This is a genomic window from Brevibacterium atlanticum (assembly GCF_011617245.1).
In the GTDB taxonomy this organism is placed as follows: Bacteria; Actinomycetota; Actinomycetes; order Actinomycetales; family Brevibacteriaceae; genus Brevibacterium; species Brevibacterium atlanticum.
Genome location: NZ_CP050152.1, coordinates 3,760,350 through 3,774,686, shown reverse-complemented (window position 1 = coordinate 3,774,686; position 14,337 = coordinate 3,760,350). Strand labels below are relative to the sequence as shown.

Here is a 14,337-nt window from a genome sequence, read left to right as displayed (position 1 = left end):
CACGAACCGTCATGACTATCATCTCGCACTTGTACGCGTTTGTCGTCGGCGTCGACACACACGCGAAGAACCACGTCTACGCCATACTCACCAACCGCGGTGAGCACCTCGATACCCGCGAATTCCCGACCACGAATACTGGCCTGGCACGCGCGTTGGACTGGGTCGGGCGTCGCACCGGCGGGCACCTGGACACCCTGTGGGTGATCGAAGGCATCGGCACCTACGGAGCGATCCTGGCCGAGAACGTCGCTGAGGCTGGGTATACGGTCGCCGAGGCCGCGAGCATGAGTGCCCGCGACCGTCACAGCACGGGTAAGGATGACCAGATCGACGCCCGCAGAATCGCGACCACCGTCCTGCCCTTGGAGCAGTCGCGGCTGCGCGTGCCCAGACAGGCCGATGGGCCGCGTCAGGGACTGCGGATCCTCGTGGGTGCCCGCGAGTCCATGACGCGGGAGAAGACCCGCACCATCAACGCGCTGACCGCGTTGTTGCGGGCGAACGATCTCGGTATCGATGCCCGACGGAAACTGTCAGTCGCCAAGATCCGCACGGTGTCGAAATGGCGGGGCCGGAACGAGCCTGTGGCCCGTTGTGAAGCACGTCGGGAAGCGATCCGGTTAGCCAAACGCGTCATCGAACTCGATGCCGACATCAAGGATTACGCCACACGGATTCTGGCTCTGGTGAAGGACAGTCCTGCCGCTGTGCTGCTGGCCCAGCCGGGGATCGGACCGATCACTGCCGCCGTGTTCTATCTGGCGTGGTCTCATCCAGGACGGGTGCATTCCGAGGCTGCGTTCGCGAAGCTGGCGGGGGTGAATCCGATCCCAGCATCGTCGGGCAATGTGGTGAGATTCCGACTCAACCGCAGCGGGGACCGCCGGTTGAACTCCGCGTTGTACATGGTGGCCATCACGAAGCTGTCCTTCGATGAGGAGACCCGAGCGTACATGGCTAAACGACTTGGGGAAGGGAAGTCGAAGAAGGAGGCTATCCGGTGTATCAAGCGGTTTGTGGCCCGGAGAGTTTATCGGCTTCTCGAGGCGACGAGCGTGGTTGGGCAGGCCGCTTGACAAGCATAGAAGGATCCTGACGGCGGCCCAGCTACCTCGCGCGAGGTTGCTGGGCCGCCGTCAGGTAGCAAGAGGGGTCAGTTGGTGTCGGCGATGAAGTCGAGCATGCCCGCCTGGTTGACCGGCAGGCCGAGCAGGCGGTCGAGCTCCTCTTCCGAGGGGTCGAGGCCGAGGATGCGCAGCGAGTACTGCGTGAAGTCGCGTTCGATCATGTCCGGGGTCAGGTCGCCCGTGGGCCTGTACCACAGTGAGAGCGAGTTGCAGATCGAGTGGATCGCGCGGGTGGCCAGAGTCGAGCTCTCGACGCGGAAGGCTCCCGTCTCGATGCCGGCCCGGACGATCTCGCCCATGACCTCACGTGCCTCCTTCTGGAGGTCCTTGACCTGCGTGGCGTTGTCGCCGGTCAGCCGTTCGGTGTCGCGCAGCAGCACGGTCGAGACCGAGACGTTCTCCATGCGGTAGCGGGCGAGGTAGCGAACGGCGACCGCGAGCTGATCGACCGGGTCGTCGTCGACCTCGGCGATGACGGCGCGAGCGTGTCCGATGTACCACGAGTAGGCGGTGTGGACGAGCTCGTACAGAGCTTCCTGCTTCGAAGGGAAATAGTAGTAGAGTGCGGAGAGGCTCAGCCCCGCCGTCTGGGCGATGTCGCGGATGGATGCCCCGTCGAATCCCTTGTCCGCGAAAGTGTCCCGGGCCGAGCGGAGGATGTTGTTGCGGCCGTTGGTCGAGCGCGCCATGGTCGGGCTCCTTGCCGGCTTTCCGTCGAAGCCTGCTCTTCTATCGAACAATCTTTCACCTGCCCCACGACCATACACGACGAACCGCTCCAACGGGCCCGAATTCGCAAGGAAGTCGACGATGTGCCCGCGGACGAAGTGACCAGGGTCACGTGTGCTGCTGGGAATGATTGAGTGTTCAAGTATGTTCGCTGAAATGGAGCCGGGCAGTCTGCTGCCACGCTCCGCCCGAGAACCCTACCGCTTCGGTCGATCACCGGCCGACACCGCCAATCGATTTGAGGACGTCCATGCTCAACATTGCCATCATCCCCGGAACCTCGCGCCCGCAGGCGCTCAACCCGCAGATCGTCGCCTGGGTCGAGCAGCAGCTGGCCGCCAACGATGGCGTCCGCGCCGAGGTCGTCGACTTCGGCAGCTTCGACCTTCCCCTCCTCGACGAGGTGGTTCCGGCCGGGGCGAAGATGTACGCCAACGATCACACGAAGGCCTGGGGCGCGAAGCTCGAGGAGTTCGACGCCTTCATCTTCGTCACCCCTGAGTACAACCACTCGATCTCCGGTTCGCTGAAGAATGCCCTCGACTTCGTCGCCACCGAGTTCAACCACAAGGTCGCGGGCATCGTCAACTACGGCGCCGACAAGGGCGTGCGCGCCGCCGAGCACCTGCGCCACATCCTCGCGAACTACAAGCTCGCCGTCGTCCGCGACCAGGCTTCGTTCTCCATCTTCACCGACGTCGCCGACGGCCAGTTTGCGCCGACCGAGGTCTCGGCCGCTCCGTTCGCCTCGATGGTGGCTGACATCGTCTCGTGGGGCGAGGCCCTGAAGTCCGTGCGTGAGGCCGCCGAAGAGCAGGCTGCCTGAGTCTCATCGTGCTCGCCTGAGCTCGCCCTACCGGGGACGCGGAATGCAGGCAATCCGAACAAGGCCCGCCGGCCGAACGACCGGCGGGCCTTGTCGTATCCGCGAGTGACCCCGCCCACAGGGCTGGGCTAGAGTCGAACCGAAGGCATGTTCACTCAGCGATGCGAAGGACTCCCATGGATCTCACCAACTCAGTCGCCCTCGTCACCGGCGGAGCCTCCGGGCTCGGCCGCGCCACTACCGAACGACTCCTGGCCGCCGGTGCCCAGGTCGTCATGGTCGATCTCAACGCCGAGGTGGGGCAGCAGGTCGCCGCCGAACTCGGCGACGCCGCCCACTTCGTCACCGCCGACGTCACGAACGAAGAGCAGGTTCAGGCCGCGGTCGACACCGCGACCGGGCTCGGCGACCTGCGCGTCGTCGTCAACTGCGCGGGTGTGGCCACACCCGGCAAACTCGTCTCGCGCAAAGGTCCGCTGCCCCTCGATGCCTTCCAGAAGGTGCTGAACATCAACATCGTCGGCACCGTCAACGTCTGCCGCCTGGCCGCTGCCGCGATGCAGCAGCAGGAAGCGGATGGTGAAGAGCGCGGAGTCATCGTCAACACCGCCTCGGTCGCGGCCTTCGACGGACAGATCGGTCAGATCGCCTACTCCGCATCGAAGGGCGCGGTGGCTGCGGTGACCCTCCCGATGGCCCGTGAGCTCGCCGCCTCCCTCATCCGCGTCGTCACGATCGCCCCCGGCATCTTCGAGACCCCGATGATGGCAGGACTGCCCGCCGAGGCGCAGGAATCCCTCGGCAAATCCGTGCCCCACCCTGCCCGCTTGGGCAAGCCGACCGAATACGCTCAGCTCGTCGAATCGATCGTCGCCAACCCGATGCTCAACGGTGAGACCATCCGCCTCGACGGCGCGATCCGCATGGCCCCGAAATGATTTTCAGGTTCAACGCTTTTCGTTGACGAGCAGCGCCAGCTGCACCCGCGAGCTCACCTCGAGCTTGTCGAAGATGCGCGCCAGATGGGTCTTCACGGTCGCCGTCGACACGAACAGTGCCCTGGCCACCTGTGCGTTCGTCATCCCCTGCGCGACCGCCTCGGCGATCTCCCGCTCCCGGTCCGACAGCGACACGAGCGGATCCGGCACCGGCGCCGAGGTGGTCGGACGTGAGCTCAGCAGCGTCTCCAGGGCCGATGTCGACAGGGTCCGGGTACCGTCGGCAGCCGCCCGGACGGCATTGATGAGGTCCTCGGGCGGGGTGTCCTTGAGGATGTAGCCGGCCGCCCCGGACTGCAGGGCGCGGTGGATGAAATCGTCGGTGCCGAAGGCAGTGAGCATGAGCACCTGCGGATGATCGGGATCGCTTAACAGGGTCTGCGCCGCTTCGAGGCCGTCGACGACCGGCATCCGGATGTCCATGAGCACGAGGTCGGGACTCAGCTCGCGGGCGAGGTCGATGGCTTCGGAACCGTCGGCCGCCTCGGCGATGACCTCGATATCGTTCGCCGCACCGAGGAGGAGCTTGAGCCCCGATCGCATGAGCGATTCGTCGTCGGCGATGATCACACGGATCGTCATGGTCTCTCCTCTGCCGGAGTGATGGGGATGCGGGCGCGGAGTGTGAACTCGGGGGTGGTAGTCACGGTGAGATCCCCGCCCATAGCCTCCATCCTCTCGCGCAGGCCGAGCAGCCCCAGACCGGACCCCGACACGAGCTGCTGCGCGCCGGCGCGGAAGGCCGGGGCCAAGCCCGTGTACGGATTGCTCGCCACGAGTTCGAGGGTCCTCTCGTCCGCATCGATTCCGACCGTGATGGTCACCTTCCGGCCGGGAGCATGTTTGACCGTGTTCGTGATCGCCTCCTGAACGAAGCGGTAGACCGTCGTGCGCTCGAGTGCCCCACACTGCTTGAGCATGGACGAATCGACGGGATCGAGGTAGCGCAGTTCCACGGTGTCGCCACGACCGGCGATGAGGCGGTCGATGTCGGGATCGATCACTGTGCCCTGATCGTCGCTGCGGAGCATGGTCAGCACTTCGCGGAGTTCGACACCGGAGCGGCGGGCGGCATCGGCGATGAGGCGGGCGTTCTGCCGCACCTCGTCAGGGTCGAGGTCCTGCCGCACCGACAGGGCGCCGGAGTACATCGCGATGACGGAGAGGTGATGGGAGAGGGAGTCGTGCATGTCGCGGGCGATGCCGCGACGGACCTCGGCGATGGCGCGATCTTGTCGGGAGCGTTCGCGCAGCAGGGTCTGGGCGGCGGAGTCGATGAAGCCCTGCTCACGGGACCCGCGGATGACGCCGATGATGACGATGACGGCATAGATGACGCCGCCGAAGACGAACACGGGAAGGTCGAAGGTTCCCGCCGCTTTCGGAGTGAGGACGTAGGTCGCCGAGAATGAGGCAAGGGTGGCGGCGAGGGCGACGAAGTCGAGTACCCAGCTGCGCCTGGCCGCCAAGGACACGAGCATGAACGAGGCGGCGAACGCGCCGAGGACGCTGAGCGTGCCGAGGAGGATCCCGATGATGCCGACGGTGACGGGGACCCACCCTCCCGGGCGGCGCTGGAGTGATTCGACGGACCCGTCGGAGGCGAGGAACTCCTCACCCCCGTGGCCAGTGACGGTGAGGAACTCGCGCAGCTTCTCCGCGGCGAGGACCTTCGGTCGCAGCTGCTTGCGTGGGATCCGGCGTCCGTCGAAGAAGAGGACGACGGGCAGGCAGACGAGACCGATGAAGCCGCAGACGAAATGGACGAGGAGCTCGAAGAAGAGCGCATCATCCTGGGGTGCTGGACTGTCGATGCCCGGCCGTCCGGTCCCGACGACGGTGACGAGCAGGAGCGCACCGAGGACAGCGGCGATGCCGGTCCATATGAGGGCATGCGCAAGCGGGCGACGGGCGGGGCGAAGTGTCACCCTTCGACCCTACCCGGGCGGTGGCGCCGAGGCTGTCGTCCGAAAGGATGATTCCTATTCGGACGTCCTGATCGAAGAGTCATCGGGCGCCGTCGGGATGTCCGCACCACCCTGCGAGTCGCCGACCAGCAGGCGGTCGACGAGTTCGTCGGCCGTGATCCCCTCGGCTCGCGCAGCTGCTTCGAGGCGGTCGACGGTGGAGGGCGACAGCGTCGGGCCGACCGGCCTCGTGCTGGCCGGGGAAGCGCTCGTGGCCGGCTCCTCGCTGTCAGGGGAGGTGTCCGCGACCGGCCCCTTACTGTCAGCCGCGGGCGCCTCGTCCGTTTCTGCCGGTGCCGCAGCAGTGTCCGCTGATGCCGCCGCCGCAGCGCTCGCAGCCTCCGGTTTCGAGCCCGCCTTGAGCAGCAGCGATGTCAGGGGCACGACGACCACGCCGAGCGCGGCGAGGATCCACACGATGCCGTTGAGGCGGGTCAGCCAGTCGTGCTGCCACGCTCCCTCCATCCAGATCGTGACGAGAACCAGACAGGTGCCGAGCGCGAGGAAGCAGAGCGTGATCGGCAGCCCGATCCGCACCACCCACGATCGGGGCACCAACAGCAGAATGAGCGAAGCGACCGAAGCGACGGCGGTGACGAGCACGATCGACAAGAGGGTCTGGTAAAGGACATCGACGATGGTCATGCCGGTGGAGCCGATCGGGTCATCCCACCCGTAAGGATCGCCCCAGATGAACAGAAGGCTCACCACGAGAGTGACGAGCGCCAGCAGGATCGTGACGCTGCCGAACCATTGGGCTCGCCGACCGATGAGCGCCGCCCCGCAGAAGGCGGCGACGCTGCACGCGCCGGTCGCTGACGTCGTGCCGATGACCTGGAACGTCGCCTCGGAGTCGATATCGCCGAGCATGACGATGATTCCGCCGATCGCAGCCACGCTGAAGGCCACGACAATGACGATGGCGATCGTGCGCCGCAGATCCCGGACGAACCGGGACTGCTCCTGCACCGTGGGTTCGGGCAGCGGCGCGGACGGACCAGACGGCGACGGTGGGGATGAGTGAGTCACTGTTTCTGCACCTTCCGGAGGGGACTTCAGACGGCAGGGATCCTTGACCGATTATGCCATCGAAGCTCCGCTCTTGCGCGGTTGCTCAGTCCAGCGGCAGTGACACCCTGACCTCGAAACCCCCGTTGTCGGTCGGTCCGACCTGCAGGGTGCCGCCCAGTGCTTCGACGCGCTCGCGCATTCCCTTGAGCCCGAATCCTCCGCCGAGGTGGCTCTTCGCTCCAGCGACCGTGGCCGCCTCGGCGTCGGGAGCGCCATTGACCACGGTGATCTCCACGCGCTGTTCGACCTGGGCGATGGTGACCGACACTGCGGCCCCGGCCGCATGGCGCAGAGCATTCGACAGGCTCTCCTGGACGACGCGGAAGGCCGTCAGGCTCGAGGTGGGGGAGAGGACGGGTACATCGTCGGGGAAGTCGAGATCGACGCGCGCCCCCGACCCGCGCGTGACGTCGACGAGCGCGGGAATGTCCTCGAGACTCGGCTGCGGCGCGAGGTCAGCGTTCCGACCGCCACGGAGGATCGCGAGCAGACCCCGCATCTCCGTGAGTGCCTGCCTGGCCGATGAGGCCATCGAGTCGAATTCGCCGAGGCTGCGCTCATCGAGCCCGGGCAGACGGTACTTCGCCGTTGTCGCCTGCACGCTGATGACCGACATGCTGTGCGCGACGACGTCGTGGAGCTCCTGCGCGATCCGGTTGCGCTCCTCGAGCTCCTGGCGTTTGGCCAGCTCGGCGGCGCTGAGCTCGCGTTCGGTCTCGAGCTGACGGCGACCCTGGATGAGAAGGTTGCCGATGACGCCGATGAGCCCGGCACCCGCCGCGATCGACATTGTGGTGATGACATTGGTCAGGGCACCTGCGAACCCGCCGGCGTGCGGCAGGATGAGCGCAAGCACCCCGATGACGGCGCTGAGCGTCCACAGGGCCACCAGCCGGATCCAACCGTGCCGCAGTCCGATGGTGAGGTGGAGGAAGACCAGCGCCAGCAGCGAGGTGACGGTGAACGGCCAGACCTCACCCGAAGTTCCCGAGGTGAGCGCGATGCCCGCGATCTGAGCTGCGAGCCCGAGTCCGATCGCGATGGTGGGCCACCGGACGGCGAGGACGAGGGCGGCACTCTGAGAGAGGGCGATGAGCATCGCGAAGACCGTCGGCACGTCGTAGAGCACCGTCGTCACCGGCCAGGAGATCGCGACGAGCGCGATCCCGACGAATCCCGCGACCAGCCAGAACCAGCCCAGACCTCCGGTGGTCGACGCGAACATGCGAGGGCTCGAAGACGCAGGCGCCTCGGCCGCTGCGATGCCGGGGCTAGTATTCGAGTGCGCCTCGGTCGTGTCGGCGGACAGGGCCGCGCGGATCGTCACGATCTCGAACAGAGCCAGGGCATGGAGGAGGAAGGGGAAGGAGAGGAGAAGGATGAGTCCGACGACGAACTGGAAGGTTGCCTCGGCGGAGAAGCCGAGATCCGTAACCGGGGAGCCCGTCACCCACGCCACGACCCAATCGACCGTGTCCCCACCGTCTTCGGGCAGGAACCGGCCCCAGACGAAGAACGTGGCACCGCCGAGTCCGCCGAAGAACCACGCGGCGGCGACGGAGAACGTGAGGAGCCGGATCGGCAGGGCGAACACGGCCTCGAAGAGCAGATCCAACCAGGCACGAGTATCACGCAGGGGAGCCAGCCACCAGCGGAGTCCGTGTCCGCGGTGACGGGGAGCCGCCTCGGCGATGGGCGCACCCCAGGCACGGGTGCGCGCTCGGGAGAGGTTGCCGAATGCGCGGGCGACGGTGAGCGTCAGCGGCAGGAGGAGGGCGCCGACCCAGACGATCACTGTGGCGATCGAGACCGAGAACAAAGCGATGAGTGCCGGGACTGCGATGAGGGAGATGAACAGGCCGGGTGCGACGAGCCCGGCATCGCGACCGAGATTGTGCCGCAGTCGATCCCACCAGGACCGCTCCCGGGTCGCGCGGGTCGGCGTCGACGGTCCGTCGGGCGGACCTGTCGGCTGTGGCTCTGCTGGGCGGGGCACCTCTTCAGAGTACGGGGTCGTGGGCTGGGGTGTGCCGATGGCGGAGGACACAGCTGTCGGGGTGGGGGAATTGTTCATGACTGGACTCCTTGGTGGGCAGGTGCGGCTGAGGGCGATGGGTGTGTGCGTGTCGGTTCGGTCGCGCGTGCGTGACCGGAGGAGTCGATGACCTTCGGATGGAAGCGTGAGAGCATCCACACGCCGCCGACGCCGATGCCGGCGGAGACGAGCAGCCCGGCGACGGCCAGCGTGGTGAGGCCTGCGTATTCGCCGAAGAAGGCGGCGCCGATGATCACCGCGACGATCGGATCGATGACCGTGAGCCCGGCGAGCACAGTCTCGGCGGGTCCGCAGGCGTAGGCGGTCTGGACGAGCCAGAACCCCGCCGCCGAGGCTGCCCCGACCGCTGCCAGCAGCAGCCACCACCGCATTCCCCAGGCATCGAGACCGGACAGCCCGGCGACGACGACCGCGCGGGCGAGCACGTGCGTGGCCGCGGCGACGGTGCCGAAGACGATGCCGGTCATCACGACGCGCGGAATGTGCCCGGCGGAGCTGATCGAGAACAGGCCCGCGAAGACGCTGAGGGCGATGAGCACCGCGAGCAGCCACGTCACCGACTGGTCCGTGGAGACGATGTCGTGGGAGTGCCGCGCCGAGGTGGCCACGAACGAGAACACGCCGAACAGGGTGATCGCGATGCTGATGAGCAGCGGGGCGCCGAGGCGCAGCCCGAAGAACCGCCTGCCGATGAGGGCCGCGAAGACGAGGGAGACCGCACCGATGGGCTGAACGATCGCGACCGGGCCGAGCCCGAGGGCGATGACGTTGAGCACGGTGACCAGCCCCATGAGTCCGAGGCCGGCGACCCACGTGGCTCGGCGACGCAGGCCCGGGGCCATGGCGGCCACAGCGTGCTGTTGGAAGTGTGTGCCCAGGGCCAGGCAGAACGCCGCTGCGGTGGCGAGGACGATGGCGGTGATGATCATGGGGATCACGCTAAGGAGCAGGCCTGCCGGTGCACATCATACGAACGGGTGAAAGTGCCTGGGCCGGGGTGCTACCTGAGGGTGAAAATCACGGTTCCGGTGGCGCGGGGACCGTATTCTCGCATGTTATGCGGGCGACGGCGCCCGTGGTTCGGGTAGGTTGGGACCATGCCGGAAGCTGAGGGAACGCAGGACGGAAACGGGGGAGCCGCCTCGGCGAGTGTTCCTCCACCGTCGTCGACGACGATCCGGGTCGCCATCGTCGACGATCAGGCGATGGTCCGGCAGGGGTTCGGGGCGCTGCTCGACGCGCAGACGGACATGCAGGTCGTCGGCAGCGCGGAGGACGGATCGGCCGTCGTCGACCTCGTCCGCCGCACGGATCCCGATGTCATCCTCATGGACATCCGCATGCCCAAGCTCAACGGCCTCGACGCCACCCGTGCGATCTTCGCGATGCCCGGCGAGCACCCGCGCGTCATCATGCTCACCACGTTCGATGCCGACGAATACGTGTTCTCCGCACTGCGGGCTGGGGCCAGCGGATTCCTTCTCAAGGACGCCACCGCCGAGGACCTCATCACCGCCGTGCGCGTCGTCGCCGGTGGGGAGTCGCTGCTCGCGCCCTCGGTGACGCGCCGACTCATCGCCGAATACGTCGCCGGGCCCACCGTGGCCAAGGACACTGCGGTGCTCGGGCAGCTGACCGACCGCGAGATCGACGTGATGACCCTGGTCGCGAAGGGCCATGCCAACTCCGAGATCGCCGATCAGCTCTTCCTCGCCGAGCAGACTGTGAAGACCCACGTGTCGCGGATCCTTGGAAAGCTCGGCCTGCGCGACCGCACCCAGATCGTCGTCGCCGCGTACGAATCGGGCCTCGTCGTCGCCGGGAGCTGAGGGGCGTCGTTGATGCTTCGCGAGGCCTCTTGGGTGGGCGAAATGGTCGGATTCGAGGCGACTCCTCCCGACCAGAATGCCCACCTAAGGCCTCGCGTTCCGACCAGAATGCCCACCCAAGCGCCATGAAATGCTGCTGAGGGGCAGCGTGCCTCGGTGGAGCGTGGGTCAGGGTCGTGTGAAGCGGGAGCCGAGGTCCTTGATGATCGTTTCGGCCGAGCCCTCGCGCGCATTCCGGTAACCGGTCCCGGCCCACAGGTGCAGACCGTGCGGGTCGTCCGCCTTCTTCGCCGCAGCGCGGAACTCCTTCGTCAGATGGTGGACCGCCGGGTAGGCGTCCACGGCGATCTGGTCGAACTCGCGCACGAAGTCGTTGACCAGCGCTCGAGCCGGGCGGCCGGTGAAAGCCCTGGTCAGCTGAGTCTGTGAGAACTCATCGGCAGCGAGCGCGGTACGGTGCGTGGGCGCAGTGCCCGCTTCATCGGAGCGCAGCAGCAGGGTCCCGACGACGACGGCGCTCGCCCCGGCGTCGAGGAGCTCTGCGACCATGGCCTCGCTATCGACTCCGCCTCCGGCTGCCACGGGCAGGTCCACCTCGGCGAGGATGTCGCGAAGGAGATCGAGAGTCGCACGGTCCTCGATCTCCCGGGTCGGATCGGCCGTTCCCGAGTGCCCGCCGGCACGCGGACCTTGGACGATGAGTGCGTCGACACCGCATGAGGCTGCTGTGCGCGCCTCCTCAGCCGTCGTCACCGTCGCCACCACCTGCGTACCGACGGCATGGAGACGGTCGACGACCTCGGCGGTGGGCAGATTGAACGTCGTCGACACCAAGGGAACGGGGTGCGCGACGAGCCAGTCGACCTTCTCCGCATAGAGATCGTCATCGTCGACGGGTTCGGGGTTGAGCGTGATTCCCCGTGCGGCCGCGGCCGGTTCGAGGGCGGAGACGAAAGCGTCGAAGGCCGCGCGATCGATCGGGACGGGATTCGGGGCGAAGAGGTTGACGCCGAAGGTCTCCGTCGTCTCACGCATGCGTCCGACGAGTGGGGCGAGATCCTCTGCGGTGAGGTAGCCGCCGGCGACGAACGGGAACCCGCCGGCGCGAGCGACGGCTTCGGTCAGTTCGGGCGTCGTCGTCCCGCCGGCCATGGGAGCGCCGATGATTGGCAGGCTCGTCGTCTCGAAGGCGATCGTCATGGGTCTCTCTCCTAGCGTTCGACCGGTGGCGGACGTGCTCACTGCCATTTTCACACGCACGTGTCCGCGGGGTATCGGGTGGCCAGGTGATGGGCGGCCGGGTATCGGAGTCCGGGTATCGGGAGGTCGGCGGCCGGCATCACTCGAAAGTATGGGGCGGCGGAGTCGAGAACGCCCCTCTGGCGTGATGCGGCGGGAGGCATCCGGTTCCTAACTTCGGTGTCATCGCACCTGATCGACCCGGACGAAGGACCGACATGTCACTCACACTCAATGAACCACCGGCACCGAGCGGGGGACCACCGGCACCGAGCGGGAGTCTCGCTCACAGCACAAGGCCGGTCACGAGCGCTGCACCGGAACCCGACACGACTCGATCCCGCCGAAACACAGCCCGCCCCCGTCGAGACCCAGCCCACTCCCGCCGGGACCCGGCCATCGACCTCGTCCGCTTCGGCTGCCTCATCGTCGTGGTCGTCCTCCACTCGATGATGAGCACAGCCGTGCTCGGTCCGGGTGGCGCCGTGCAGCCCACCGTCGCGCTGGCCGGCACCGCCGGTTTCACCACCGCATCCTGGTTCTTCCAGGTCATGCCCCTGTTCTTCGTCATCGGCGGCTGCGCGGGTATCATCGGCTGGCGCCGCACACGCGCCCGAGGCGGCACCTGGGCCGATCACCTCCGCGCACGCCTGCGCCGCTTACTCGTCCCGGTCAGCATGCTCATCGCGCTCGCCGGCCTCGCCCTGTCGGTGGCCTCGGAACTCGGCGTCCCCGCCGACTTGCTGAGCGAGGCGAGCCGCCGAATCGGCCAACCGCTGTGGTTCCTGGCCGTCTACGTCGGCCTCACCAGCCTGGTGCCGCTGGCGGTGTATTTCCATGAACGATCGCCGAGGCGGTCCCTCGCCGTCCTCGCCGGTTCCGTCATCGTCGTCGACGTCCTGGTCGCGGTGAGCGGGGTGTACGGACTCGGATATCTCAACTTCATCCTCGTGTGGCCGCTGATCCAGCAGCTCGGCTTCGTCTACGCCGACGCCCTCGAACGACCGGTGCGCAGGCTGCGGACGTGGACGATGCTGGTGACCGCGCTGCTGACCCTGGCAGGGCTCGTCTCCGCGGGGGTCTACAGCCCGGACATGCTCGTCAATCTCAACCCGCCCACCGGCGCTCTTGTCCTGCTCGGCGTGGTCCAGTTGTGCGCGCTGCGGCTCGTCCACGTACGGCTGAACCGGATGCTCGCCGTTCCGAGCGGCAGTGAAGCCGACATCACCGGCGATGAGGCGGCCTTCGACCCCCGAGTCCTCCGCGCGCAGATCTGGCATCGGGTCATCGACTGGGGCAACCGATACGGGATGCACGTCTATCTCTGGCACATGAGCGTGGTCATCGTCCTCATCGGCGGCCTCGGCGCTCTGGCACAGACAGTGTCGGGAATTCCGACAGTGTGGGGACATCCGGGTTTGGCCGGATTCGTCCTGCCTGAGATCGGTTCCGGCTGGTGGTGGGCCTCGAGGTTGCCGTGGCTGTTCGTCGTCATTGGACTCTCGGCACTTGTCGCCATGGTGACCGCGCGGATTCCTGTCCCCTCCGAACGTCGACTGGCTGCGACGGGCCGCGGGATCGGCCGCCTTCTTCGCGAGATGCGTGGGAATACGGGCGCGGCCGGACGAGAAGCGCCGCGAGATGCCGGCCCGACTCCTCAGGTCCGCGCGGTGCCTCCCGAGGTTCAGACGCTGACTGCCCGGGGTCGTGTGGTGCCTCCTCGGGTCCGTGCGGTGATCGCAGTCGCTGCAGCCACCGCCGGCATCGCCATCGCCCTTCTCATCGGGATTGCGCCGATGATCTGGACGGTGACGGCCCTCATCCTGCTGACGGGATCGCTCATCATCGCCGCGGGTCTCGACTCGAGGGCCGGGGCCGCTCAGGGAGCCAGGGTCACTCCACAGCGTCGACATGCGGATGCCAGTTCGTCCCGTTTGCACTCATCCGAGTGGAGAACGCTCCACCGGGAGAGAGCTCGAGGGCGTCGACGCGCAGGGACAGCGGCGCTGGAATCCACCACTGGTCCAACTGGTCCGGGGTGGTCCAGGCCGATCAGATCTTCTCCTGCGGTGCACCAGGGAGGTGCGTGAGCGCCTTCTGTGATGCGGGTCGGGCGTCGAATGTGACGGAGAGTGACGATTTCTGAGACTCAATATTGTTGAGCAATATGGATTACTGGTACCGTGATCATCGTCAACGAAACACGGCATCACTTCACCAGGGGACATGATGATCGCTTTTAAGAACTCACAGACCTGGGCGCTGTCCGCGCGGTTCGAAGCTCTTGATTGTCAGATGCCCATGCCGATGTTTCGGCAAGTCAAGAGCTGATTGTCTCGCCCCATTCGGCGACCGAGCGCTCGTTGCGGGCTGATCACTCGCGGTCTCCCCGGTCGGCAATGGCAGCGTAGGGCATCCCCGCAGTGCTTGGATCCGCAGGAGCATCATCAGCACCCGACTGCTCAGATTGTGTGTTGAGCAATCTCTGCTGA

The 14,337-nt window shown here is 66.8% G+C and carries 12 protein-coding genes; 5 read left to right on the top strand and 7 right to left on the bottom strand.

Annotated features, from left to right (window positions below):
* Nucleotides 1-11: 11 nt before the first annotated feature.
* Nucleotides 12-1,079 (top strand): IS110 family RNA-guided transposase, encoded by a 1,068-nt coding sequence (locus GUY23_RS16780; protein ID WP_166969435.1) that lies wholly within the window; start codon nucleotides 12-14, stop codon nucleotides 1,077-1,079.
* Nucleotides 1,080-1,156: 77 nt separating this feature from the next.
* Here GUY23_RS16780 and GUY23_RS16775 read toward each other — a convergent pair whose 3' ends face one another.
* A complete protein-coding gene (locus GUY23_RS16775; protein ID WP_166974512.1) occupies nucleotides 1,157-1,819 on the bottom strand; it encodes a TetR/AcrR family transcriptional regulator in 663 nt (220 codons plus the stop codon).
* A 290-nt stretch (nucleotides 1,820-2,109) separates the two neighbouring features.
* Between GUY23_RS16775 and GUY23_RS16770 the strand changes: the two genes are divergently transcribed.
* Both GUY23_RS16770 and GUY23_RS16765 read left to right on the top strand, forming a co-directional pair.
* A complete protein-coding gene (locus GUY23_RS16770) occupies nucleotides 2,110-2,685 on the top strand; it encodes an NADPH-dependent FMN reductase (protein ID WP_166974510.1) in 576 nt (191 codons plus the stop codon).
* A gap of 176 nt (nucleotides 2,686-2,861) precedes the next feature.
* Nucleotides 2,862-3,623, top strand: a complete 762-nt coding sequence (locus tag GUY23_RS16765; protein ID WP_166974507.1) for an SDR family NAD(P)-dependent oxidoreductase — start codon at nucleotides 2,862-2,864, stop codon at nucleotides 3,621-3,623.
* 9 nt (nucleotides 3,624-3,632) lie between these two features.
* On the opposite strand, the gene GUY23_RS16760 is transcribed toward GUY23_RS16765, so the two are convergent.
* The 5 genes from GUY23_RS16760 to GUY23_RS16740 form a co-directional block, all read right to left on the bottom strand.
* Nucleotides 3,633-4,265, bottom strand: coding sequence for a response regulator (locus GUY23_RS16760; protein WP_166974505.1), 633 nt, complete (start codon nucleotides 4,263-4,265; stop codon nucleotides 3,633-3,635).
* A complete protein-coding gene (locus GUY23_RS16755) occupies nucleotides 4,262-5,611 on the bottom strand; it encodes a sensor histidine kinase (RefSeq protein ID WP_166974503.1) in 1,350 nt (449 codons plus the stop codon). Before GUY23_RS16755 ends, GUY23_RS16760 begins: the two co-directional genes overlap by 4 nt.
* 54 nt (nucleotides 5,612-5,665) lie before the next feature.
* Complete coding sequence (locus tag GUY23_RS16750) at nucleotides 5,666-6,679, bottom strand: hypothetical protein (RefSeq protein WP_166974501.1); 1,014 nt, start codon at nucleotides 6,677-6,679, stop codon at nucleotides 5,666-5,668.
* A gap of 85 nt (nucleotides 6,680-6,764) precedes the next feature.
* Nucleotides 6,765-8,795, bottom strand: coding sequence for a sensor histidine kinase (locus tag GUY23_RS16745; RefSeq protein WP_166974498.1), 2,031 nt, complete (start codon nucleotides 8,793-8,795; stop codon nucleotides 6,765-6,767).
* Complete coding sequence (locus tag GUY23_RS16740; RefSeq protein WP_166974496.1) at nucleotides 8,792-9,706, bottom strand: hypothetical protein; 915 nt, start codon at nucleotides 9,704-9,706, stop codon at nucleotides 8,792-8,794. The genes GUY23_RS16745 and GUY23_RS16740 overlap by 4 nt, the downstream gene beginning before the upstream one ends.
* Nucleotides 9,707-9,874: 168 nt before the next feature.
* On the opposite strand from GUY23_RS16740, the gene GUY23_RS16735 reads away from it, so the two are divergent.
* A complete protein-coding gene (locus GUY23_RS16735) occupies nucleotides 9,875-10,606 on the top strand; it encodes a response regulator (protein ID WP_228282502.1) in 732 nt (243 codons plus the stop codon).
* Between the two features lie 168 nt (nucleotides 10,607-10,774).
* On the opposite strand, the gene GUY23_RS16730 is transcribed toward GUY23_RS16735, so the two are convergent.
* Entirely contained in the window at nucleotides 10,775-11,806 is a 1,032-nt protein-coding gene (locus tag GUY23_RS16730; RefSeq protein ID WP_166974494.1) for a nitronate monooxygenase, read from the bottom strand.
* A gap of 257 nt (nucleotides 11,807-12,063) precedes the next feature.
* Here GUY23_RS16730 and GUY23_RS18695 point away from each other — a divergent pair, with 257 nt between their 5' ends.
* The gene (locus GUY23_RS18695; protein WP_456061967.1) at nucleotides 12,064-13,935 is read left to right on the top strand and encodes an acyltransferase family protein; all 1,872 of its coding nucleotides are present in this window, start codon (nucleotides 12,064-12,066) and stop codon (nucleotides 13,933-13,935) included.
* Nucleotides 13,936-14,337 lie beyond the last annotated feature (402 nt).